The sequence below is a fragment of the uncultured Pseudoflavonifractor sp. genome, assembly GCA_904419835.1.
GTDB lineage: Bacteria > Bacillota > Clostridia > Oscillospirales > Oscillospiraceae > Pseudoflavonifractor.
The window spans coordinates 1-22515 of record CAJFTA010000014.1 but is presented as its reverse complement, the minus strand read 5'-3'; the positions used below and the strand labels follow the sequence as shown (position 1 = coordinate 22515).

Genomic DNA, 22515 nt, shown 5'->3' with positions numbered 1-22515 from the left:
CGGCGGAGCGCTTTTTCGTTCCAGACCATCCCCGCGCAAACACAGAAAGGAAGAATGTACTTATGGCACACCGTTTCTTTACCTCCGAGTCCGTCACCGAGGGACACCCCGATAAAATCTGCGACCAGATCTCCGACGCGGTGCTGGACGCCATCCTGGAGAAGGACCCCCAGGCCCGGGTGGCCTGTGAGACAACCGTCACCACCGGCCTGGTCCATGTGATGGGCGAGATCTCCACCCACTGCTATGTGGACATCCCCCACATCGCCCGGGAGGTCATCCGGGAGATCGGCTACGACCGGGCCAAATTCGGCTTTGACTGCGACACCTGCGCCGTCCTCACCTCCATCGACGAGCAGTCCCCCGACATCGCCATGGGCGTGGACAAGTCCCTGGAGGCCAAGGAGGGCGGCGCCGACGCCGAGCTGGAGAACGGCGCCGGCGACCAGGGCATGATGTTCGGCTACGCCTGCGACGAGACCCCCGAGCTGATGCCCCTGGCCATCTCCCTGGCCCACAAGCTCTCCTACCGGCTTGCCCAGGTCCGCAAGCAGGGCCTGGTGGACTACCTGCGGCCCGACGGCAAGAGCCAGGTCACCGTGGAGTACGACGAGAACGGCCAGCCCGTCCGGGTGGACACCGTGGTCATCTCCACCCAGCACAGCCCCGAGGCCACTCTGGAGCAGATCCGCAGGGACATGGTGGAGCTGGTTATCAAGCCCACCATCCCCGCCGGGCTGCTGGACGAGAACACCAAGTACTACGTCAACCCCACCGGCCGCTTCGTGGTGGGCGGCCCCCAGGGCGACTCCGGCCTCACCGGCCGCAAGATCATCGTGGACACCTACGGCGGCAGCGCCCCCCACGGCGGCGGCGCCTTCTCCGGCAAGGACCCCACCAAGGTGGACCGCTCCGCGGCCTACATGGCCCGCTACGTGGCCAAGAACATCGTGGCCGCCGGTCTGGCTAGAAAGTGCCAGATTGAGCTGGCCTACGCCATCGGCGTGGCCCGCCCCGTGTCCGTCCTCATCGACACCTTCGGCACCGGTACGGTCTCCGATGAGGCCCTGTCCGCCGCCGTCAGCAAGGTCTTTGACCTGCGGCCCACCGCCATCATCCGCAAGCTGGACCTGCGCCGCCCCATCTACCGCCAGACCGCGGCCTACGGCCACTTCGGCCGCACCGACGTGGAGCTGCCCTGGGAGCGCACCGACATGACCGAGGCCCTGAAGGCCGCGCTGTAAAACCCCCGGAACGGGAAGAAAAGCGTAGACAAAGGCAGAAGTTTACGGTAAACTATATGGGCAGACACGGTGTGTCTGCCCATATCTTATGCTGAATGCAGGAGGCCGATTGACGTGCTGAATGTCCTCTATCTCCTCAACTTTGCCGGCAAGGCCGGGACGGAGCGGTATGTGGAGACCCTGGTGAAGTACCTCAACCATAAGCATATCCGGGCCTTTTTCGCCTACAACCAGGGGGGATTGCTGGTGGAGCGGATGGAGGAGGCGGGCGTCCCCATCCGGCAAATCGACATGAACAGCCGCTTTGACTTCAAGGCGGCCAGGCGCCTGGCCGACCTGTGCCGGGAGTGGAACATCGACGTAATCCACTGCCACTACCTGCGGGAGCACTACACCGCCCTGCTGGCCAAGCGGTACAACAAGCACATCCGGGTGGTGTACACCAACCACTTTGTGCTGGCCAACAACGCCATTACGCGCCTGTCCAACAAGTGGATGGACAGGCGGCAGGACCAGATGATCGCCGTGTGCAACCTGGGCAAGCAGCAGCTCATCCGCAACGGCTGGAGCGGCGACCGGATTTCCGTCATCTTCAACGCGGTGGATCCCGCCGCCTGGGCCGGGGACCGGAGCGAGTCCACCCTGCGGCAGGAGCTGGGCATCCCGGCCGACCGGTTCGTCATGCTGTGCGCCTCCCGCTTTGCCGACGACAAGGGCCACCACTACCTGCTGGAGTCGGTGAAGCGGCTCAGGGAGATCTCCGACGTGCCCTTCACTCTGGTGCTGGCGGGAGACGGCCCCCTGCTGGAGGAGCGGAAGGCCCAGGCCAGGGAGCTTGGGCTGGACGACTGCGTGAAGTTCATCGGCTTCCGCAAGGACATCAAGAACCTGTATAAGGCCAGCGACCTGTATGTCAACTCCTCCCGGCACGAGGCCCTGTCCTTCCTCATCATCGAGGCCATGGCCGCCGGACTGCCCGTGGTGGTCACCGACATTGCCGGCAACCCGGACATTGTCAACGACCAGACCAACTGCGGCCTGCTGGCGGAGTATGACAACCCCGAGTCCATGGCGGGCGCCCTCAAGCGGATGATGGAGGAGCCGGAGCTGCTGGAGCGCTGCCGTTCCAACGCCCTCAAGGCGGTGGACGACCGCTTCGAGGTCCACAAGATGGCGGAGGCCACCTTCCGTATCTACGAAAAGGCGGCCAAGGGCTAAAACCCGCCGCTCAGTTACAATTTTTCCACAAGATTGGAGCCTATGTCTATGTCTGTCGCACAAAACAGTGCCCTGGTCCGCTTTTTTATCGCCCTGTGGACCGTCCTGAGTGACGGCTGGGCGGAGAGCGTGCCCGGGAAAATCCTCCGGCGGATCGAGATTGCCGTCCGCCACGGCGTGGAGGGCAGCGTCCTCTGGCAGTTTGTCTGGCGGGACGGCCGCATACCCGGCGGCTGGCCGGAGAGCCTGACCTGCCGGGTTGTCACCTTTATCCTCAATATCCCCTGCATGATTGTCCAGTGGCTGTACAGAATCTGGAAGAATGTGTGGGACGCCAGCATTGCCTTCCGCATCGCCTCCGCCCTGGGCGGGGCCACCTTTGTGTTCCTGGGATTGTCCATGCTGCTCATGCTGGTGGTGGACCACGCCAACTGGAACAATGCCTACACCCTGCTGTGCATGTACGGCGTGATGATGCTCTTCCTGGCCGGCTGCATGGCCCGGCCCAGGCACCGGCTGGACCTGGACAAGCTGGGTCCCTACTACACCCTGTTCATGGCCTTTGTGTGCTACGGCTTCCTGTGCAGCCTGGGCACAGACCTCTCCTCCGGCCTGGTCAGCGGCGTCACCGGCAGCCTGTCCTGGCGCTTTTTCGTGTTCCATGCCATCGCCTTCCTCATTACCCTGCTGACCGTGAGCGCGGTGCAGAAGGTGGAGCAGCTCCAGCTGATGCTGGTCATCTCCCTGTGCGGCCTGACCGTGTCGGCCCTCTACGGCTGCTACCAGGGCTATATCGGCGTGGAGGTGGTGGCCTCCCAGCAGGACCTGGTCCTCAACGCGGGCATGCCCGGCCGGGTCTACTCCTTCTTCGACAACCCCAATAACTTCGGTGAAATTCTGATTATGCTCATGCCCTTCCTGCTGGCCCTGTTCCTCAACGCCAGGGGATGGCGGGGGAGAGTGCTGGCTCTGGCAGCATTGGTGCCCTGTGTGGTGGCTATCGGCATGACCTACTTCCGGACCGGATGGATTGCCATGGTTCTTGTTATGGCTGTGTTCCTGATACTCCAAAACTGGCGCTTCCTGCCCCTCTTTATCGTGCTGGGTCTTGCCGCACTGCCCTTCCTGCCCGAGAGCATCATGAACCGCATCCTCACCATCGGCAATATGAAGGACAGCTCTCTCCGGTACCGCTTTGCCATTTATGGGAACACCGCCTACCTCATCGAGGACTACGGCCTGCGGGGCGTGGGCCTGGGCACCGACGTGATGCGCCAGGTGTTCAAGGTGTACCCCACCATGTACGACGGCAACTACCCCATCCACACCCACAACAACTACCTCCAGATGTGGGGCGAGCTGGGCTTCTTCGGCGCTCTGACCTATGTGGCCATGGTGCTCCACCAGCTGAAGGTGGGCGTCAAGACCTACTATACCTGCACGGACCGCCGGATCAAGAACATCCTCTCCGCCGCCGTGGGCGCCTTCTTCGGCATCTCGGTCATCAGCGTGGCGGAGTACACCTGGTTCTACCCCCGCAATATGTTCGTCTACTTCTTCCTCTTCGGCGTCATTGCCGCCTGCGTCAAGCTGGCCCGCGCCAAACAGAGCGCGGAGGCATAATTCCATCATATGTGAAAAGCCCGGGCCTGGGGCCCGGGCTTTTGTCTGTCAAAAACCTCCCGGAAGGGGAAGCCTCGCAGAGTTCCGTCATCCGCAGATGACGGAATCAAATGGAAACTCCCTCGAAAAAGTGGTGGAAGCCACTTTTTCGACAGCCCATAAAAAATTCCCCGGGAGCTCCCGGGGAATTTTTTATGAGCCGGAGGTCAGGACACAGAGGTGACCTGATAGCCCGCGTCCTCCACGGCCTTTTTCAGCGCCTCATCCGTCACGTCATGGGACAGGGTGACCACGGCGCACTTGCCCTCCACGTCGGCTGCGGCGGAGGTGACCCCGTCCAGGGCGGAGAGGGCCTTCTCCACGTGGGCCTTGCAGTGATTGCACATCATGCCTTCAATTCCGAGCTTCTTTTCCATGGTAATCGTTCCTTTCTCAGTGGTTTCTTTGGACTGCGTATGCTGAGGGACAGCGGTGTCCCGGGGGGTGGGCTTGAAGAACTTGAGCCGCAGGGCGTTGGTCACCACGCACACCGAGCTGAGGCTCATGGCCGCGGCGGCGAACATGGGGTTGAGCTGAGGGCCGCCGAAGAGCACCAGCACACCGGCGGCAATGGGGATGCAGATGATATTGTAGAAGAAGGCCCAGAACAGGTTCTCCTTGATGTTGCGGATGGTGGCCTTGGACAGCCGCACCGCGTCCACCGCGTCCATCAGATCGCTCTTCATCAGCACGATGTCCGCCGACTCGATGGCCACGTCGGTGCCCGCGCCGATGGCCATGCCCACATCCGCCCGGGCCAGGGCGGGGGCGTCGTTGATGCCGTCGCCCACCATGGCCACCTTGCGGCCCTGGGCCTGGAGGGCGGACACGGTCTTTTCCTTGTCCTGGGGCAGCACCTCGGAGACAATCCCGTCCACGCCCAGTGCCTGCCCCACCGCCTGGGCGGTGCGGCGGTTGTCGCCGGTGAGCATGACAACCCGGATGCCCAGGGCCTTGAAGCCCGCCACGGCGGCGGCGCTGGTGGGCTTGGCGGTGTCGGCCACCGCCACCACGCCCAGCAGACTGCCGCTTTCGGCAAAGTAGAGGGGGGTCTTGCCCTGCTCGGCCAGAGCCCCGGCGGGGCCCTCAAAGCAGGACAGGTCCACCCCCGCCTCCTCCATCATGGCCCGGTTGCCCGCCAGCACGGGGGCGCCGTGGAGCCGGGCGGTGACGCCCCGTCCGTGGACGGCCTGGAAGCCCTCCACGCGCACAAGGGGGATGTTTCGCTCCCCCGCCTCGGCCACAATGGCCTGGGCCAGGGGGTGTTCCGAGGGCTGCTCCAGGGAGGCGGCCACGCACAGCAGCTCCTCCTCCGTGACGCCGGCGGCGGTGAGGCAGTCGGTGACCACCGGCTTGCCGCTGGTGAGGGTGCCCGTCTTGTCCAGCACCACGGTGTCGATGGTGTGAAGGGTCTCCAGGGCCTCGGCGGACTTGATGAGGATGCCGTTTTCCGCGCCCTTGCCGGTGCCCACCATGATGGCCACCGGGGTGGCCAGGCCCAGGGCGCAGGGGCAGGAGATGACCAGCACGGCCACGCCGGCGGTGAGGGCGGAGGTGATGCTGCCGCCGGTGGCGATGAGCCAGACGACGGCGGTCACCAGGGCGATGCCGATGACGGCGGGGACAAAGACGCCCGCCACCTTGTCGGCCAGCTTGGCGATGGGGGCCTTGGAGGAGGCGGCCTCGTCCACCAGACGGATCATCTGGGCCAGGGTGGTGTCCTCGCCCACCCGGAGGGCCTTGAAGGTGAAGGAGCCGGACTTGTTGATGGACGCGGCGGCCACCTTGTCCCCGGGGCCCTTGTCCACCGGCAGGCTCTCGCCGGTGAGGGCGGACTCGTCCACAGCGGAGAAGCCGTCGGTGATGACCCCGTCCACCGGGATGCGCCCGCCGGGCCGCACCACAATCAGGTCGCCCACCGCCACCTCATCCACCGGCACCTCGGTCTCCACCCCGTCCCGCAGGACGGAGGCAGTCTTGGGGGCCAGGTCCATCAGACGGGTGATGGCCTGGCTGGTCTTGCCCTTGGAGCGGGTCTCCAGGTACTTGCCCAGGGTGATGAGGGTGAGGATCATGCCCGCCGACTCGAAGTACAGGTCCATGGACCACTTGTCCACCAGAGCCGTATCCCCGTGGCCCAGACCCCAGCCAATGGCGAACAGGGCGGCCACGCCGTAGATGAGGGCGGCGGCGGAACCCATGGCGATAAGGGAGTCCATGTTGGGCGCGCCTTTGAAGAGCGTCTTGAAGCCCACCTTGTAGTATTTGTCGTTGACGTACAGGATGGGCAGCAGCAGCAGGAACTGTACCAGGGCAAAGACCATGGCGTTTTCCGTGCCGTGGAAGAACTCAGGCAGAGGCCAGCCCATCATGTGGCCCATGGCGATGTAGAACAGGGGGATGAGGAAGACAAAGGACACGATGAGACGTCGCTTCATGTGCTTCAGCTCCGCCTCCATGGGAGAGGGCCCCTGCTGCACAGCGGGGGCCTGCTTACCGGCGGGCAGGGGGCAGGAGGCGCCGTATCCGGCGGCGGCCACCGCTTCCTCAATGGCCTGGGGGGAGGTCTTGGCCGGGTCATACTCCACGGTCATGGAGTTGGACAGCAGGTTTACGTTGACCTCCGTGACGCCGTCCACCTTGCGCACCGCCTTGTCAACATGAGCGGAGCAAGCCGAGCAGGTCATGCCAGTAACGTCAAATTTCTGTTTCAAAGGGAACACCACACTTTCAAACACAGCGAGATGGGGGGATAGGGGGATTACTTGAGAATCCGGCCCAGGGTCTGGGTGAACTCGTCGATTTTGGCGGCCCGCTCCTCGTCGCTGGCGGCCTCCTGGACGCAGTGCTTCAGGTGGGCGGCCAGAATCTCCTTGTTGGCCCGGTTAAGAATGGCCTCAGTGGCCATGATCTGCTGGGAGATGTCGATGCAGTAGCGGTCATCCTCCACCATTTTCAGGATACCGTCCAGCTGACCCCGGGCGGTTTTCAGCAGTCTGGTCACAGTTTTTGCATCGGCCATCATGGCGCGCGCCTCCTTTCCTAAACACCCCCCTGGGGGGGAGTGTTCTTGCGATATAATCATACTCGGACAGTGGGGATTTGTCAAGAAGGAAAATGGCGCAAGATAAAAACCGCCCATGCGGCGCACTCCGCCGTGGACGGAAGGACAAAAAACTCCGGGCCGGCAGGTGCCGGCCCGGAGCAATTAACGGGCGGTGCTGAGCTGCTTGTTGCTGGAGTGGTAAATGGGCTTCCACTCCACCCGGCGCACCAGAGCGGCCAGGGAGATGGGGATGTAGGTAAACATAAAGACGGGGAAGAGGAAGACATAGAGCACCTTTTTCGCCGCCGGCGCGCTGATATTTTTCCACTCGCTGAGCACGGTGACGATGCCGTAGACCAGCAGACCCATGTAGAAGGTGAAGAGGGAGGAGCCCATGAACTCCAGACACAGGGAGATGACATACCGGGCGATGTAGGGGGGCTCCACTAGGCAGGCGGCGCAGATGATGCCGTTGAAGAGGAAAACAGCCAGGGTGAGCAGCATGCCGGGGGCCACGGTCATCAGCATATCGTAGCAGGACCAGCTGGTCTTGTCCAGACGGGCGCAGCCCTTCAGCAGGGGGATGGCGTACTTTCTGTCCACCTGGTAGAAGCCCTTGGACCACCGCAGCCGCTGATCCCAGGACTGGCGGAAGGTGGTGGGCTGCTCGTCGTAGACCACGGCGGCGTCGCAGTAGCCGATGCGGAAGCCCTTGACCGCCGAGCTGACGGAGAACTCGATGTCCTCGGTGAGCAGGTGGTAGGGCCAGCCGCCGTTCTCCCGGATGACCCGGGAGGACACCAGAAAGCCGGTGCCGGACACGTGGCAGTTGCTGCCCAGCAGCATCCGGGGATAACTGAGGAAGCGGGCCTCCCGCAGGAACCAGATGGAGTATCCGGCGGAAATCCAGTTGTCGCCAAAATTCTTGGAGTTGCGGTAGCAGGTGAGGGCGTCGTACTTTCCGGTGTCAAAGACCCGGTTCATCTCCCGCACGAACTCCTTATCCACCAGGTTGTCGGCGTCAAAGATGAGATAGGCGTCGTACACGTCCCGCTCTTCCGCCGCCAAGTGGTGGAAAAGCCAGTCCAGAGCGTAGCCCTTGCCCTTGAGCCGCTTATCCTGGCGCTCATAGACAATGGCGCCCGCCGCGCGGGCCGCGCCGGCGGTATCGTCGGTGCAGTTGTCCGCCACCACATAGATGTCCAGCAGTTCGGAGGGGTAGTTCTGCTGTTTCAAACATTGTATCAGCTCTCCTATGACCCCTTCCTCGTTCCGGGCGGAGATCACCGCAGCGTAGCGGTGGAACTTGCAGGTTTCCGGCAGGCGGGGCGGGCGCTTCCTGCGCACCAGGCCCACGCCCAGATAGACCAGCTGATAAAAATAGAGTACCGTAAAGAGCACGGCCATAAAGAGATTCAGGTGCTCTATCAATTGGATCATATTCATAACATTTCACCTGATAATAGTTTTGGTTGCACAGAGACAAGCGCTTTTATCCATTTGCGATATCTTAGCACAAATTTTAAATGTTACAAGTTCTTTTCATAGATATTAACAAAAAATTAAAAAAGTGTGGCAGAAATGGCCAAAAGAAAAATTAAAACCGGCAGAGCCACAGGCATTCTTGACAACAAAAGCAGATGGCCCATAATATAATTCTGAAACAGAAGGAAAAGAGAGCATATGGTAAGACGAAGCGGAGAGAAAATAGTTCCCCTGCTCTGCCCTGTCGGGAGCAGAGGAGGCTGTGCGATACGAAATCCCTTCGAACCGCGAAAAATTTGCCCGGCGATCTTGACTTTCCACCTGGTGGAAGGTGTAAGGTGAGGCTGCGGGGAGGTGAACGGCAGTGAAAATCAATGAGGTAGAGGAACGGGTGGGCATTACCAAGCGGAATATCCGCTACTACGAAAAGGAAGGCCTGCTTACGCCGGGGCGGAACAGCGAGAACGGCTACCGGGACTATACCGAGGCCGACGTGACGGAGCTGAAGAAGATCAAGCTCCTGCGCAAGCTGGACATGCCCCTGGAGGAGATCCGCCGGATGCAGCACGGCGTCCTGAACCTGGAGGACGCCGTCCGCCGCCACATGATTGTGCTGGAGCGGGAGCGGAGCAACCTGGGCACTATGCACGCCCTGTGCGCCAGGGTGCTGGAGGAGGGGGCCCAGCTCTCCGGGCTGGACGCCGACCGCTATCTGGCGGAGATGGAGCGGATGGAACAGGAGGGGACCCGATTTGTGAACATCAAAAAGAAGGACACCATGTCCCGCTACCTGGGGCCGCTGGGCGCGGCGCTGATCTTCATCGCCTTTATGGCGGGCGTCATCGCCCTGATGGTGTGGGCCTTTGCGCTGGACCCGGCGGAGGCGCCGCCCCTGCCGGTGATGATTGCATTCATCGCCATCCCGGCGGCGGTCATTGTGGGCGTCCTGGTGGCGCTGGTCCAGAGATTCAAACAGATTAAAGGAGGAGAAGAGGATGCTGCTTCTCAATATTGACTACGTTCCCAACAGAAAGATTGAGGCCCTGGGGCTGGTAAAGGGCAGCGTGGTCCAGGCCAAGAGCTTCGGCAAGGACTTTATGTCCGGCATGAAGAACCTGGTGGGAGGCGAGGTGGAGGCCTATACCGACCTGCTGGCCCAGGCCCGCCAGATTGCCACCAAGCGCATGGTGGACGACGCACAGGCCATGGGGGCCGACGCGGTGATCAACGTCCGCTACACCAGCTCCTCCATCATGCAGGGGGCCGCCGAGGTGACGGCGTACGGCACGGCGGTGCGCATCGTGGGGTAAGACTATGAAGCTGGAGAAGACCACATGGATTGCCCTGGCGGCCACAGCCCTGGCGCTGATTCTGGGGATTGCGGGCTACTTTCTGCTGCCGGACAGCCTGGCCATGCAGATCGGAGCGTCGGGCCAGCTCCAGAACTATATGCCCAAGGTGCCCGCCCTGCTCCTGCCTGTGGCGGTGGGGGCGGTGGGCACGGTCCTGACCCGCAGCGGGGAGAAAAAGACCGCCGGTCTTATCCTGGCGGTGCTCTCCCCGGTGCTGGCGGCCATAACCTTTGTGATGAACTGGCCCAAATGAAGGAGGAAGCAGACGTGCTGAAGATTGAACACTTTTCCAAGACCTATCCCGGGGGAAAACGGGCTGTGGACGACCTGAACCTGAACGTTGCACCGGGTGAAATCTTTGGTTTTATCGGCCACAACGGCGCCGGAAAGACCACCACCCTCCGGGCGGCGGCGGGCGTGATGGACTTTACCGAGGGCTCCATCTCCATCGGCGGCCACGACGTACAGCGGGACGCCACGGCGGCCAAGAAAATCACCGCATTCCTGCCCGACAACCCGGACCTGTACGACTTTCTCACCGGCGTGCAGTACCTGAACTTTATCGCCGACCTGTACGACATCCCCCGCAGGGAGCGGCAGGACCGGATTCAGAAGTACAGCGACGCCTTCGAGCTCACCGGCAGCCTGGGCAGCCCCATCGGCAGCTACTCCCACGGCATGAAGCAGAAGCTGGCCATTATCTCCGCCCTCATCCGCCAGCCCAGGCTGCTCATTCTGGACGAGCCCTTTGTGGGCCTGGACCCGGTGGCCGCCCATCTGCTCAAGGGCTACCTGCATGAGGTGTGCGAAAGCGGCGGCGCGGTGTTCTTCTCCACCCATGTGCTGGAGGTGGCGGAGAAGCTGTGCGACCGCATCGGCATCATCCGGCAGGGCAGGCTGGTGGAGGTGGGCGCCACCGAGGACATTGTGGGCAATTCCACCCTGGAGGACGTGTTCCTGGAGCTGGAGGGGGAGAAGGACCGTGACTAAATTCCTGGCTCTGGTGTCTGTCAATCTGCGTGCCACCTTGAACGCCATGCGCTTTGGCGCCGGGCGGCGGGGGAACAGGGCCGGGCGGCTCTCCGGCTTCGGCGCCCTCTTCCTGCTGGCCGTCCTGGGGCTCTACATCTCCGGCGTGTACAGCTTTACCTTCGGCAGCCAGCTGGCCCCCATGGGCATGATCAACCTGATCATCCTCATCATGCCGGTGATCGCCGTGTCCTTTGGGCTGATGTTCACCGTCTTTGCCGCCCAGGGCGTGGTGTTCGGCGGCAGGGACAACGACCTGATGCTGTCCATGCCCGTGTCCCCGTTCTCGCTCATGCTCTCCCGCACCCTGGCCCTGTACGTGGAGAACCTGGTGTTCACCGTTTTTGTCCTGGCCCCCGCCGGCGCGGCCTACCTGGTCTTCGGCGGCGCGGGCGGCGCGGGCTTCTTTGTGGTGCTGATGATCGGCGCGGTGCTCCTCTCCGCCCTGCCCACCCTGTTCTCCCTGCTGATTGGCTTTGTGCTCTCCTGGGTGTCCTCCAGGTTCCTCCGCCGTGGGATTTTGTCCACCCTGCTCTATATGGTGTTCTTCCTGCTGCTCATGGGCGTGATCATGCGGCTCAGCTTTGCCATGGGCGACCTGAGCCGGTATGCCGCCGGGCTTCAGGGCGCATTCACCGGCTGGGGACTGCCCTTCCTGCTGCTGGAGCAGGCGGCCTGTGAGGGAAATCTGCTCTCCCTGCTGGCTTTAACGGGGCTGTGCCTTGTGCCCTTCCTCCTGGTGGTGTGGCTCTTTGCCGGGCGGTACAAGAAGATTGTCACCAGCATGGGCGCCCGCAAGGCCCGCAGCGACTACAAGCTGGAGCGGCTGTCCGCCTCCGGCCACCGCGCCGCCCTTTTGAAGAAAGAGCTCAAGCGCTTCTTCGGCACGCCCGCCTATTTCATCAACGCCGGCTTCGGCCTTATCCTGCTGCTTGCCAGCGGCGTAGCCTGCCTGGTGTTCCGGGGACAGGTGCGGGAGTTCCTGGCCCTCACCCAGGGCCTGCTGCCTGTGGTGCCCATTCTGGCCCTCAGCATGGCCTTCCTGCTCTCCACCACGGAGATCACCGCCTCGTCCATCAGCCTGGAGGGCAGGCAGCTGTGGATTCTCAAGGAGGCGCCCGTCTCCTGCGGCGAGATTTTCCTGGTCAAGGCCGGGGCGCAGATGCTGGTCACCCTGCCCTGCCTGCTGGTGGGGGTCATCTGCGCCGCCGTGGCCGTGGGTGTGGATGTGGGCTCCACTGTGCTGCTCCTGGTGCTGGGGCTGCTCTTCAGCGGCGTGATGGCCCAGGGGGGCCTGCTGGCCAACCTGTTCCTCCCAAAGCTGGACGCTCCAAACGACACGGTGGTGGTCAAGCAGTCGGCCTCGGTGCTGATTGTCATGTTCGGCGCCTGGGGTCTGCTGGCGGCCCTGGGCTTCGGGTATTTCTTCCTGTTCTCCCGGCTTGGTGAGACCGCCGGCCTGCTCATTGCGGCGGGAATCTGCGCCCTGCTAAACCTGGCGCTGTGGAGGCTGCTGGCCACTGTGGGCGTAAAGCGGTTCCGGGACCTGTAAAATGCGTAAAACTGCCGGTGGAGAGGGAACTTTTCCACCGGCAGTTCGTCTAAAGGGCAAAACATCCGGGAAGGAGCTTGACCATGAAAGGAAAGAAGATCTGCTCTGCCGCATTGTCTCTGTCCCTTGCCGCTGTACTCTGTCTGTCCGGCTGCACTTCCGCTGCCGCAGATGACAGCAATGCGTCCTCCGCTGTGATGCCCTCTGTGCCCCCTGCTGAGGAGGCGGTCAGCGCTCCCGCCCAGACCACGGTGGACGTTCCCACCGGCGACCCGCTGGCGCCCCCGGAAGAGCCCGTCTACACCATCGCCCAGCAGCACCAGCCCGACCTGGTGCGGGTGCAGGGCACCGTCTCCGTGGACGGGGACCGCATCCTGGTGACCAACAGCAGCGAGTGGGCCGAATACCCTGAGATTGTCCTCAGCCTGGCGGAGGACACCCTGATTCTCAACGCCGTGGACGGCGGCGCCATGGCCGCCGAGGACCTGCGGGAGGGCGAGTACGTCTACGCCTATGTGAGCCCCGCCATGACCCGCAGTCTGCCGCCTATCGCCACGGCGGCGGTGATTCTGGCCGCCATTCCCGCCGACTACGGCGTGCCCGCCTACTCCACCGTGGAGCAGGTGAACGTCTGGGGGGGGCGCACCTCCGTCCTCATGAGCGACGACGTGGACTACTCCCTGAGCGATACGGAGCTGCTGGCCGGACCCGGCTTTGACGGCGATACGGTCACTCTGGCCGACATCACCCCCGGCTGCGGTCTGCTGGCCTGGTACGACATGGTGGCCGAGTCCTTCCCGGCCCAGGCCTGGCCCAGCAAGGTGATGGTTATTCCCTCGCCCTATTCCGCCTGGGCGGTGCTGGAGCCGGGACGGCTGGCCGTCAACGGCGGCGAGGTGGAGCTGACCGCGGCAGAGCAGCCCTACGTGGAGGGCGAGACCCTGATGGTCCCTGTCCGGGCCTTTGCCGAGGCGCTGGGATGCCAGGTTCTCTGGGATCCCGCCCGGCCCGATAAAATTGCCGTGCGTGGGGAGAAGACGGAGTATCTCCTGATTTTGGGCAATGACCGGGCCAACACCGGGGACGGCGGCAGCGGGACGGCCCTCACCGGGACCCTCACGGCCCGGAACGGCGTGTCCTTCCTGCCCGCCGACGACCTGCTGAACCTCCACAATGTGAGGGCGGAGGGGCTCTGGCCAGTATAAGGCAAAAAATCGAGAAAAAGCGCGGGCAGGCCCTTGAGCCTGCCCGCGCTCAGTATGTAAAAAAGCCTCGGACAAAAATCGCTCGTCTGAACTGGGCGGGGGAGCGCGAGGGGGCAGCCGCCCGCCTCGCGTGGGATTGAATGCCCCGGAGGCCTTGCCCTGCAAGGCTTCCGGCGAGCGGAGCGAGGACGTTTGCGCCGCCGTGCAGCGCAAACGTAACGGCATTTTGGAAGGCTGTCAAAAAATTTTTAACTTTTTTGACAGCCTTAGCGCGGGCAGGCCCTTGAGCCTGCCCGTTCTTTGTAGTAGAATGACATTATTATGTAAAGTAAGGGAGCTACGCCCATGAAAAAGAACAAGGCGCTGCTGCGCCGCGCCCTCTCCATCCTGCTGTCCCTGATGCTGCTTGCCGCCCCGGCGCTGGCCCTGGATACAGCCCAGGCCGGCGAGCTGCTCCAGAAATATTACATCGACAGCGTCTCACAGGAGGTGCTCTCCCAGAGCACGGTGGAGGACATGCTCTCCGCCCTGGGGGACCCCTACACCCAGTATTTTGACGCTCAGGAGTACGCCGCTTTCCTGGCCACCATGTCCGACACCCGGACCGGCGGCGTGGGCGTAACCAGCACCATGACGGACCAGGGCATGGTGGTGGAGACCCTGACCGAGGGCATGCCCGCCCGGGAGGCGGGCATCCAGCCGGGGGATATCATCACCGCTGTGGACGGCGTCACGGTGATCGGCCAGAACGCCCAGGCCGCGGCGGAGCGGCTGCGGGGAGAGCCGGGCACCCAGGTAACCGTCACCGTGGTCCGGGACGGGGAGAGCAGGGACTATGTCCTCACCCGTGAGGAACTGATCATTCCCGCCACAACCACCTCGCTGCTGGACGGGCACATCGGCTATATTTCTTGCACGACCTTCGGCGACGAGACGGAGGGGCATTTTGTGGAGGGGATTCAGGCCAATGACGCCGCCGCGGACCGCTGGATTGTGGACCTGCGCAGCAACGGCGGCGGCAGCGTCAGCGCGGCGGCGCAGGCGGCGGGCATGTTTGCAGGGTCGGGGAATCTGGTCTACCTGCGGGACAAGTCAGGCCGTTACGGCGTGGAGCCCCGGGAGGAGGCGGAGCTGACCCTGGACCCGGTGATCGTGCTGGTGAATGAGGGCACCGCCAGCGCCTCCGAGATTTTTGCCTCCATCGTCCGGGATCAGAGCGCCGGCATTGTCATCGGCAGCCGCACCTACGGCAAGGGCGTGGCTCAGATTATGCTGGACGAGACCAATTACCCCGGCAGCTTTACCGAAGGTGACGCGCTGAAGGTGACGGCTTACCGCTACTTCTCCCCCAACGGAACCACCGCCGACCGGGTGGGGGTCATTCCCGACCTGCTGGTGGATGACGCCTATACCGCCGACGTGGCCTGCCTCCTCTCGTCCTCCGCTCCCAACGGGGATACCTCCGGCCTGCTGCGGGTGGACCTGAAATGGCGCTGGTACGTGGACCTGGATGACGCCGCCTCTGAGACCGGAAAGCCGGCCTTTACCGCTCTGCTGGAGGCGCTTCCGCCTCAGACGCCCCTGTGGCTGGGCACCGGCGGCGCCGATGGGTGGATGGCGGTCACGGCTGAAGGTCTGGCGCAGAAATACGGCCTGGACGGCTATACGCCCCGGACCTTTCGCGATACCGCCGATTCCCCCTACGCCGCCGCCATCAGCAAGCTGGCGGCCTACCGGATTGTCTCCGGCTCCGGCGACGGCACCTTCCGCCCCGGGGATACCCTGACAAGGGCGGAGTTCTGCGCCCTGCTGGCCCAGGCCCTCCACGACGGCAGACAGGGGGACACCGGCTTTGCCGACGTACCTGCCGACGCCTGGTATGCCCCCTCCCTCAACGCCCTCACCGCCATGGGGCTCATCAGCGGGTACGGCGACGGCCTCTTCCACCCCGACGACCCCATGGATCACCAGCAGTTCCTCACTATCATGGGCCGGCTGGCGGAGTATCTCTCCATGAACTTCTATGAGGCGGCCAAAACCGAGCACTCCGCCGCCCTGGGGGACTACTGGGCCTGGGCAGACTGGTCCAGGGAGTCCATGTGGCTGCTCAACGGCAGCCAGAAGAACATCTTCGGCCAGACCTTCTCCCTGCTCTGGGCCCCCCTGGAGGACATCGGCCCCGCGGCCCTCACCACCCGGGAGGAGGCTGCCGCCATGGTGTACAACCTCTTTGTGACGGTGGGCCTGCTGACGGTCTGACGGATAAAAGCGGGGCGGCGGATATCCGCCGCCCTCAGTCTGTCGAAAAACCTCCCCGAAGAGGAAGTCTCGCGGAGTTCCGTCATCCGCAGATGACGGAATCAAATGAAAATCCGTCATTTTCGGGGACATGTGCCTCGAAAATGACACTTCTCATAAAATTTTTGCCGACAATTTCATCAGAAATCGAGGTGAAAATTTCATGAAGCTCCTTCGGAAAAGTGGCGGAAGCCACTTTTTCGACAGCCTGAACGTGCCCGCATCCTGGTGGATGCGGGCACGTTTTTCTGCCATGATCGGATTTGTCAGGAGAGCAGCAGCTTGTCGTCCGCCTCATCGGAGCCGGTGGCCTGGCCGAACTTGGCCAGCAGGTCCTCCACGGTGAGGCGCTTTTTCTCCTCGCCGGAGATATCCAGGGCCACCCGGCCCTCGTACATCATGATCAGCCGGTTGCCGTGGGCGATGGCGTCCCGCATGTTGTGGGTGATCATCAGGGTGGTCAGGCGGTCCCGCCGGACAATCTGCTCGGTGGCGCTGAGCACCTTGGCGGCGGTCTTGGGGTCCAGGGCGGCGGTGTGCTCGTCCAGCAGGAGGAGCTTGGGCTTAACCAGGCTGGCCATCAGCAGGGTGAGGGCCTGGCGCTGGCCGCCGGACAGCAGGCCCACCTTGGAGGTGAGCCGGTCCTCCAGACCCAGGTCCAGAATCTTCAGCAGCTCCCGGTACTCCTCCCGCTCCGCGCGGGTGATGCCGGGGCGGAGGGTGCGCCGGTGCCCCCGGCGCTTGGCCAGGGCCAGGTTTTCCTCAATCTGCATGGTGGCGGCGGTGCCGGTCATGGGGTCCTGGAACACACGGCCAATGTATTTGGCCCGCTTGTGCTCGGGGAGGTGGGTCACATCCACGCCGTCGATGAGGATGCTGCCCCGGTCCACCGGCCACACGCCGGCCACCGCGTTGAGCAGGGTGGACTTGCCCGCGCCGTTGCCGCCGATGACCGTGACAAAGTCCCCCTCCTTCAGGGTGAGGGACACGCCGTTGAGGGCCCGCTTCTCGTTGATGGTGCCGGGGTTGAAGGTCTTATAGATATTCTGAAGCTCAAGCATGGGCTGCGCCTCCCTTTCTGCCGGCCTTGGCGAGCTTGCCCTTCCAGTGGGGGATGGTGAGGAATACGGCCACCACCAGGGCGGTGAGCAGCTTCAGGTCGGTGGTCTCCAGACCCAGACGGAGCACCAGGGTAATGACAATGTAGTAGATGATGGCGCCGATAACGGCGGAGAGCAGCTTGAGGGCAAAGTTGCGGAATACCTTGCCCAGCAGCACCTCGCCGATGATGACGGCGGCCAGGCCGATGACAATGGCGCCGCGGCCCATATCCACGGTGGCGCTGCCCTGGTACTGGGAGAGGAGAGCGCCGGAGAAGGCGACCAACCCGTTGGACACCACCAGGCCCAGCACCTTGGTCCAGCTGGTGTTGATGCCCTGGGCCCGGGCCATGCTCTGATTGGCGCCGGTGGCCCGGAGGGAGGAGCCCAGCTCGGTGCCGAAGAACCAGTAGAGCAGCATAATGACAATGAGCACCAGGGGAACCAGGAGGATAAAGGGGTTGGCCGCCGACAGGTCCCGGATATAGCGGGAGGAGAGCATCAGGGGATACTTGTCCACGCTGACCGACAGGGTGGCCTTGGTGGTCAGGCCGGAGCCCACGGCCATGATACGAAGATTGATGGAGTAGAGAGCCAGCTGGGTGAGAATGCCGGAGAGAATGGCGGGAATGCCGCAGAGAGTGTGGAGCAGGCCGGTGATCAGGCCGGCCAGCATGCCGGCAAGAATGGCGGCCGCCAGGGCCACCCAGGGGTTCCAGCCCAGGGTAATGCCCAGGGCGCACATGGCGCCGCCGGTGGCCAGGGATCCGTCCACCGTCAGGTCGGCCACGTCCAGAATCCGGTATGTGATGTACACACCGATTGCCATAACACCCCATATCAGGCCCTGTCCCAGGGCCCCCGGCATGGAGTTGAGAAAGGAGAGCAGAAAATCCATCGCGGTTCCTCCTAAAAATGAAAAATCAAACAGGTGGGGAGAAGCGCACAGCAGCGGGAGCGGAATGCTCCGCTCCCGCCCAGGCTGTCGAAAAAGTCCTTGGACTTTTTCGGCAGCCTTCCAAAATGCCGTTACTTTTCCGCCGCACAACGGCGGAAAAGTCCTCGCTCCGCTCTCCGGAAGCCTTGCCGCGCAAGGCTTCCGGGGCATTCGATTCCACGCGAGGCGGGCCGCTGCCCCCTCGCGCTCCCCCGCCCCGGCACAGGCAATTCTGTTCAACCGAGGTTTTTCAACAGACTGAGCGGGAGCGGAATGCTCCGCTCCCGCCGACGGGCGGTCATGGTGCGCCGCAGGCTCAGGCGATGGGCTCGTAGCCCTCGGGCGGGGTGATGCCCAGCGCCTGGCAGTTGGCCGCGTTGTACATCTTGGTGAGGGTGGTATCGTAGGCGATGGCCATATCGGACACGCTCTCCTCACCGGTCAGAATCTTCACAGCCATCTCGCCGGTGATCTGGCCCAGCTCATAGTAGTCGATGGACAGGGTGGCCACGCCGCAGCCGGAGCAGATGCCCGACTCGCCGGCAATGACGGGCACCCCGGCGGGGATGACCACATTGGCGATGGTCTCGGTGTTGTTGGCGGCGGTGTTATCAGTGGGGATATAGATGACGTCGGAGCTGTCGCAGGCGGTCTGGGCGACGGAGGACAGGTCGTTGACGTCGGTGAAGGCGTACTGGGCGCAGGTGTAGCCCTTGTCCTCCAGATAGCCCTGGATGGTCTCCACCTGGAAGATGGAGTTGGGCTCGGCGGAGCAGTAGAGCAGACCCACGCTTGGGTAGTCGGCCGCAGGGAAGAGCTCCTCCAGCAGGTCGGCCTGCTGGTCCAGGGGGGCCAGGTCGGAGGTGCCGGAGATGTTGCCGCCCAGCACGCCGTCCTCGGTAGAGTCCAGGTCCAGGGCAATGCCGTAGTTGGTGACAGCGGTGCCCAGCACGGGGACCGTGTCCGTGGCGGAGGCGGCGGCCTGGAGGGAGGCGGTGGCGTTGGCCAGAATCAGGTCCACGTTCTCGGCCAGGAAGCCGTCGATGATGGTGGCGCAGTTGTTGCTCTCGCCGCCGGCGTTGCCCTCCTTAAACGCAACGGCATCGCCCAGCGCGGCGGTGATGGCGTCCTTGAAGCCCTGGGTGGCGGCGTCCAGCGCGTCGTGGGGGGCCAGCTGGCAGATGCCAACCAAATAGGAGGCGTCCTCCGCAGGCTGGGAGGCGGAGGGAGCGGGGGAGTTCCCCTGTGTTCCGCCGGACTGAGAGGGGCTGGGGGAAGTCTGGGTGGGTCCCCCCGTATCGCCGCCCACGGTGCAGGCGGTCAGGGAGAGGGCCATGGCGGCGGCCATGGCAAGCGCGGTCAGTTTGGACAGTGTTTTCATGGTATCCTCCTCTGAGAATGCTTTAGCACTTTTAGGTGTTAAAGAATCCGGGTGTAAAAAAAAGCCTTCCGGCTTCGGCTGCGTCTATTATAATGAGGGCAGCAGGAATTGTCAATCCTTAATTTTTGGAAAGCGGACGGTTGTTCACGGCTTTTTCATGGACTTTTTCAGATGTATGTGATATTATCTAACGGAATCTATCTCATGTGGAGGCATTGGATTGAGAATTGATGTACTGGGCGTCGGGTTTGACAATCTGACGCTGGATGAGGCGATTGAGCGGGGGGCCGGGCTGGCCGCCGGGGAGAAGTTCTCCTATGCGGTGACCCCCAACCCGGAGTTCCTGCTGCTGGCCAAGAAGAATGAGAAGTTCCGCGCCGTGCTCAACGGGGCGGATCTGGTGCTGGCCGACGGCATCGGCGTGGTGAAGGCGGCGTCCATTCTGGGCCGGCCCCTGAAGGGCAAGGTGCCCGGCATTGACTTCGCCTCCGGCCTGCTGGGCAGGATGGCCCGGTCCGGGGAGCGGCTGTTCCTGCTGGGCGCCAAGCCCGGCATCGCCGAGACCGCCGCGGCCAACCTGCAGAAGCAGTACCCCGGCCTGATGGTGTGCGGCACCCATGACGGCTACTTCCAGGACCCCCGGCCGGTGATCCGGGCCATTCAGGAGTCCCACGCCGATGTGGTCTTTGTCTGTCTGGGCGCCCCAAAGCAGGAGCTGTGGATGGCCGAGTACGGCCCGTCCACCGGCGCCCGGCTGATGGTCGGCCTGGGCGGCTCTCTGGACGTGTTCGCCGGCGCGGTGGAGCGGGCCCCGGAGAAGTGGCAGAAGATGGGCATGGAGTGGCTCTACCGGCTGCTCAAGGAGCCCAAGCGCATCGGCCGCATGGCCAAGCTGCCCCTGGTGCTGGTGGATGCCGCCGGCGCCCGGCTGCGGGGAAAGTGAGGCGGGGCAGATGTCCGGCAGGCTGATTGTATTTGAGGGGACCGACGGGTCGGGCAAGTCCACCCAGTTTGCCCGGCTGTGCCGGCGGCTGGAGGCGGAGGGCACCCCCTTCCGGCGGCTCATTTTCCCCCAGTATCAGGAGCCCTCGTCCGCCCTTCTGCGGATGTATCTCAACGGGGAGTTCGGCACCCATCCCGATGACGTGAACCCCTACGCCGCGTCCACCTTTTACGCGGTGGACCGGTACGCCGCCTGGAAAAAGGACTGGGGCAGCTATTATCAGAACGGCGGGCTGGTTTTGTCCGACCGGTATACCACCTCCAACGCGGTGCACCAGACCTGCAAGCTGCCCGAGGAGGCGTGGGAGGGCTTTATCCGCTGGCTCTTTGACTTTGAGTGCGGCAAGCTGGGACTGCCCGTCCCCGATCTGGTGATCTACCTGGACATGCCCACCGAGCGGGCGGTGGAGATGCTCCGCGCCCGGGAGAAGGCCACCCATACAAAGGGGGACATCCACGAGGTGGATACGGAGTATCTGGCCAAATGCCGCCGTACCGCCCTGGCTGCCGCCGGGCTGCTGGGCTGGCGCAGGGTCTCCTGTGTGGACAGCGCGGGCGCTGTCCGGTCCATTGAGGACATCCACCGGGAGCTCTGGGATATCATAACCGGTCAGGGCATGCTCTGACCGGGAGACGGAAGCGGAAAACCACTGGTCAATACGTCGGGGCGGCTCAGCCCCGGAAAACAGGAGGAAATGAACATGATCTACATTCTGCTGGGCAACGGCTTTGAAGAGGCTGAGGCGCTGGTCCCCCTGGACCTGCTCCGCCGGGCCGGCGCCAAGGTGGCGCTGGTGGGCCTGGACGGCCCGGAGGTCACAGGCGGCCACGGCGTCACGGTAAAGGCCGACATCACCATGGACCAGGTCCGGGACCCTGAGGACATGGAGATGCTGGTGCTGCCCGGCGGCCTGGGCGGCGTGGAGGCCATTCAGAAGAACCTGTTTGCCCTGGCCCTGATCCAGAAGGCCTATGACCGGGGCTGCTGGCTGTGCGCCATCTGCGCCGCGCCCACCATTCTGGCCCGCATTGGCTGTCTGGACCGCAGGGAGGCGGTGTGCTACCCCGGCATGGAGGAAGAGATGGGCTCCGCCGTGGTGCAGAAGGGCAGCCAGGTGGTGACCGACGGCCGCATCATCACCGGCGAGGCGGCCGGCTCCGCCTTTGAGTTCGGCCTGCGCCTGGTGGAGGCGGCCTGCGGCCGCGAGGCCATGGAGCGGGTGCGGGATGCCGTCCACTTCCATCACTGAGGAGAAAGCGGCCCTGCGCCGGGCGGTTCGGGCCCGGCTGTCCGCCATGTCCCCGGAGGAGCGGGCGGAGAGCGACGGAATTCTCTTCCGCCGCTTTCTGGCCCTGCCCGGATTGGCGGCGGCGGACCGGGTCCTGCTGTTCTGCGGCATGGGGACCGAGCCGGACACGGCCCGGCTGATCCCCGCGCTCCTGGACCGGGGGAAGCAGGTTCTGCTGCCCCGCTGCCTGCCCGGCCGCGGCCTGGAGGCCCGCCGGGTGACGGAGGAGAGCGCCCTTATCCGCCACCGGTACGGCATGCTGGAGCCGGGGGAGGACTGCCCTCTGGCGGCGCGGGAGAGCATTGATCTGATTCTGGTGCCCGGGCTGTGTTTTGACCGCCTGGGTTATCGGCTGGGCCAGGGCGGGGGATACTATGACCGTTACCTGGCCGGGTATGCCGGGTCCACCGTGGGCCTGTGCCGCCGGGCGGTGCTCCAGGAGGCCGTCCCCAGAGAGGCCCACGACCGGCCGGTGGATCTGGTGGTGACAGACGGGGAGCCTGTCCCGGGGTGAACAGGGAAAAGCGGGCCCTGAAGGGCCCGCCTCAGGCAGTCGAAAAAGTCCGCGGACTTTTTCGGCTGCCTTCAGGAATGCCGTTACTTTCGCGCCGCGCAACGGCGCAAAAGTCCTCGCTCCGCTCGCCGCAAGCCTTGCACGGCAAGGCATTGCGGGGCATTCGATTCCACGCGAGGCGGGCGGCTGCCCCCTCGCGCT

At 63.8% G+C, this 22515-nt stretch carries 20 protein-coding genes; 14 read left to right on the top strand and 6 right to left on the bottom strand.

Going from position 1 to position 22515, the window contains the following annotated elements:
- Positions 1-62 precede the first annotated feature (62 nt).
- The 3 genes from metK (at position 63) to QZY67_RS04285 (ending at position 4085) form a co-directional block, all read left to right on the top strand.
- Positions 63-1244, top strand: coding sequence for a methionine adenosyltransferase (metK, locus tag QZY67_RS04295; protein WP_295368721.1), 1182 nt, complete (start codon positions 63-65; stop codon positions 1242-1244).
- A gap of 114 nt (positions 1245-1358) precedes the next feature.
- A complete protein-coding gene (locus QZY67_RS04290) occupies positions 1359-2462 on the top strand; it encodes a glycosyltransferase family 4 protein (protein WP_295368720.1) in 1104 nt (367 codons plus the stop codon).
- Positions 2463-2510: 48 nt separating this feature from the next.
- Positions 2511-4085: an O-antigen ligase family protein gene (locus tag QZY67_RS04285; protein ID WP_295368719.1), complete on the top strand. Its 1575-nt coding sequence runs from the start codon at positions 2511-2513 to the stop codon at positions 4083-4085.
- 206 nt (positions 4086-4291) lie between these two features.
- Here QZY67_RS04285 and QZY67_RS04280 read toward each other — a convergent pair whose 3' ends face one another.
- The 3 genes from QZY67_RS04280 to QZY67_RS04270 all read right to left on the bottom strand — a co-directional run bounded on the left by QZY67_RS04280 (position 4292) and on the right by QZY67_RS04270 (position 8616).
- Entirely contained in the window at positions 4292-6838 is a 2547-nt protein-coding gene (locus QZY67_RS04280; protein ID WP_295368718.1) for a heavy metal translocating P-type ATPase, read from the bottom strand.
- A 47-nt stretch (positions 6839-6885) separates the two neighbouring features.
- Positions 6886-7149, bottom strand: coding sequence for a metal-sensing transcriptional repressor (locus tag QZY67_RS04275; RefSeq protein ID WP_006571435.1), 264 nt, complete (start codon positions 7147-7149; stop codon positions 6886-6888).
- 183 nt (positions 7150-7332) lie between these two features.
- A complete protein-coding gene (locus tag QZY67_RS04270) occupies positions 7333-8616 on the bottom strand; it encodes a glycosyltransferase family 2 protein (RefSeq protein ID WP_295368717.1) in 1284 nt (427 codons plus the stop codon).
- Positions 8617-9019: 403 nt separating this feature from the next.
- Here QZY67_RS04270 and QZY67_RS04265 point away from each other — a divergent pair, with 403 nt between their 5' ends.
- The 7 genes from QZY67_RS04265 (at position 9020) to QZY67_RS04235 (ending at position 16052) form a co-directional block, all read left to right on the top strand.
- Positions 9020-9670, top strand: coding sequence for a MerR family transcriptional regulator (locus QZY67_RS04265; protein WP_295368716.1), 651 nt, complete (start codon positions 9020-9022; stop codon positions 9668-9670).
- The gene (locus tag QZY67_RS04260; RefSeq protein ID WP_295368715.1) at positions 9651-9965 is read left to right on the top strand and encodes a YbjQ family protein; all 315 of its coding nucleotides are present in this window, start codon (positions 9651-9653) and stop codon (positions 9963-9965) included. Before QZY67_RS04265 ends, QZY67_RS04260 begins: the two co-directional genes overlap by 20 nt.
- Before the next feature lie 4 nt (positions 9966-9969).
- A complete protein-coding gene (locus QZY67_RS04255) occupies positions 9970-10260 on the top strand; it encodes a DUF1648 domain-containing protein (RefSeq protein ID WP_295368714.1) in 291 nt (96 codons plus the stop codon).
- Between the two features lie 14 nt (positions 10261-10274).
- Positions 10275-10997 (top strand): ABC transporter ATP-binding protein, encoded by a 723-nt coding sequence (locus QZY67_RS04250; RefSeq protein ID WP_295368713.1) that lies wholly within the window; start codon positions 10275-10277, stop codon positions 10995-10997.
- Complete coding sequence (locus QZY67_RS04245) at positions 10990-12588, top strand: hypothetical protein (RefSeq protein WP_295368712.1); 1599 nt, start codon at positions 10990-10992, stop codon at positions 12586-12588. Before QZY67_RS04250 ends, QZY67_RS04245 begins: the two co-directional genes overlap by 8 nt.
- Positions 12589-12671: 83 nt before the next feature.
- Positions 12672-13793 (top strand): stalk domain-containing protein, encoded by a 1122-nt coding sequence (locus QZY67_RS04240; protein WP_295368711.1) that lies wholly within the window; start codon positions 12672-12674, stop codon positions 13791-13793.
- 345 nt (positions 13794-14138) lie between these two features.
- Positions 14139-16052: a S41 family peptidase gene (locus tag QZY67_RS04235; RefSeq protein ID WP_295368710.1), complete on the top strand. Its 1914-nt coding sequence runs from the start codon at positions 14139-14141 to the stop codon at positions 16050-16052.
- Between the two features lie 305 nt (positions 16053-16357).
- On the opposite strand, the gene QZY67_RS04230 is transcribed toward QZY67_RS04235, so the two are convergent.
- From QZY67_RS04230 to QZY67_RS04220, 3 genes are all read right to left on the bottom strand, one after another.
- Positions 16358-17152, bottom strand: a complete 795-nt coding sequence (locus QZY67_RS04230; RefSeq protein WP_295368709.1) for an ABC transporter ATP-binding protein — start codon at positions 17150-17152, stop codon at positions 16358-16360.
- Positions 17145-18089 carry an ABC transporter permease gene (locus QZY67_RS04225; protein ID WP_294534290.1) on the bottom strand — a complete coding sequence of 315 codons (945 nt, stop codon included), beginning with the start codon at positions 18087-18089 and terminating at the stop codon, positions 17145-17147. The genes QZY67_RS04230 and QZY67_RS04225 overlap by 8 nt, the downstream gene beginning before the upstream one ends.
- A gap of 355 nt (positions 18090-18444) precedes the next feature.
- The gene (locus QZY67_RS04220) at positions 18445-19509 is read right to left on the bottom strand and encodes an ABC transporter substrate-binding protein (protein WP_295368708.1); all 1065 of its coding nucleotides are present in this window, start codon (positions 19507-19509) and stop codon (positions 18445-18447) included.
- A 220-nt stretch (positions 19510-19729) separates the two neighbouring features.
- On the opposite strand from QZY67_RS04220, the gene QZY67_RS04215 reads away from it, so the two are divergent.
- The 4 genes from QZY67_RS04215 (at position 19730) to QZY67_RS04200 (ending at position 22314) form a co-directional block, all read left to right on the top strand.
- Entirely contained in the window at positions 19730-20452 is a 723-nt protein-coding gene (locus QZY67_RS04215; protein ID WP_294534295.1) for a WecB/TagA/CpsF family glycosyltransferase, read from the top strand.
- 10 nt (positions 20453-20462) lie between these two features.
- Complete coding sequence (locus QZY67_RS04210; protein ID WP_295368707.1) at positions 20463-21137, top strand: thymidylate kinase; 675 nt, start codon at positions 20463-20465, stop codon at positions 21135-21137.
- Between the two features lie 75 nt (positions 21138-21212).
- On the top strand, positions 21213-21761 hold the full coding sequence (locus QZY67_RS04205; RefSeq protein ID WP_295368706.1) for a DJ-1 family glyoxalase III: 549 nt from the start codon (positions 21213-21215) through the stop codon (positions 21759-21761).
- Positions 21739-22314, top strand: coding sequence for a 5-formyltetrahydrofolate cyclo-ligase (locus tag QZY67_RS04200; protein ID WP_295368705.1), 576 nt, complete (start codon positions 21739-21741; stop codon positions 22312-22314). Before QZY67_RS04205 ends, QZY67_RS04200 begins: the two co-directional genes overlap by 23 nt.
- The last annotated feature ends 201 nt before the right edge of the window (positions 22315-22515 follow it).

What these genes read in the sequence shown, in the direction of transcription:
- QZY67_RS04225 (WP_294534290.1), bottom strand. Translation starts at nt 18,089, where the DNA reads ATGGATTTTCTGCTCTCCTTTCTCAACTCCATGCCGGGGGCCCTGGGA.
- QZY67_RS04200 (WP_295368705.1), top strand. Translation starts at nt 21,739, where the DNA reads ATGCCGTCCACTTCCATCACTGAGGAGAAAGCGGCCCTGCGCCGGGCG.
- QZY67_RS04220 (WP_295368708.1), bottom strand. Translation starts at nt 19,509, where the DNA reads ATGAAAACACTGTCCAAACTGACCGCGCTTGCCATGGCCGCCGCCATG.
- QZY67_RS04270 (WP_295368717.1), bottom strand. Translation starts at nt 8,616, where the DNA reads ATGAATATGATCCAATTGATAGAGCACCTGAATCTCTTTATGGCCGTG.
- QZY67_RS04240 (WP_295368711.1), top strand. Translation starts at nt 12,672, where the DNA reads ATGAAAGGAAAGAAGATCTGCTCTGCCGCATTGTCTCTGTCCCTTGCC.
- QZY67_RS04260 (WP_295368715.1), top strand. Translation starts at nt 9,651, where the DNA reads ATGCTGCTTCTCAATATTGACTACGTTCCCAACAGAAAGATTGAGGCC.
- QZY67_RS04285 (WP_295368719.1), top strand. Translation starts at nt 2,511, where the DNA reads ATGTCTGTCGCACAAAACAGTGCCCTGGTCCGCTTTTTTATCGCCCTG.
- metK (WP_295368721.1), top strand. Translation starts at nt 63, where the DNA reads ATGGCACACCGTTTCTTTACCTCCGAGTCCGTCACCGAGGGACACCCC.
- QZY67_RS04255 (WP_295368714.1), top strand. Translation starts at nt 9,970, where the DNA reads ATGAAGCTGGAGAAGACCACATGGATTGCCCTGGCGGCCACAGCCCTG.
- QZY67_RS04275 (WP_006571435.1), bottom strand. Translation starts at nt 7,149, where the DNA reads ATGATGGCCGATGCAAAAACTGTGACCAGACTGCTGAAAACCGCCCGG.
- QZY67_RS04210 (WP_295368707.1), top strand. Translation starts at nt 20,463, where the DNA reads ATGTCCGGCAGGCTGATTGTATTTGAGGGGACCGACGGGTCGGGCAAG.
- QZY67_RS04235 (WP_295368710.1), top strand. Translation starts at nt 14,139, where the DNA reads ATGAAAAAGAACAAGGCGCTGCTGCGCCGCGCCCTCTCCATCCTGCTG.
- QZY67_RS04205 (WP_295368706.1), top strand. Translation starts at nt 21,213, where the DNA reads ATGATCTACATTCTGCTGGGCAACGGCTTTGAAGAGGCTGAGGCGCTG.
- QZY67_RS04230 (WP_295368709.1), bottom strand. Translation starts at nt 17,152, where the DNA reads ATGCTTGAGCTTCAGAATATCTATAAGACCTTCAACCCCGGCACCATC.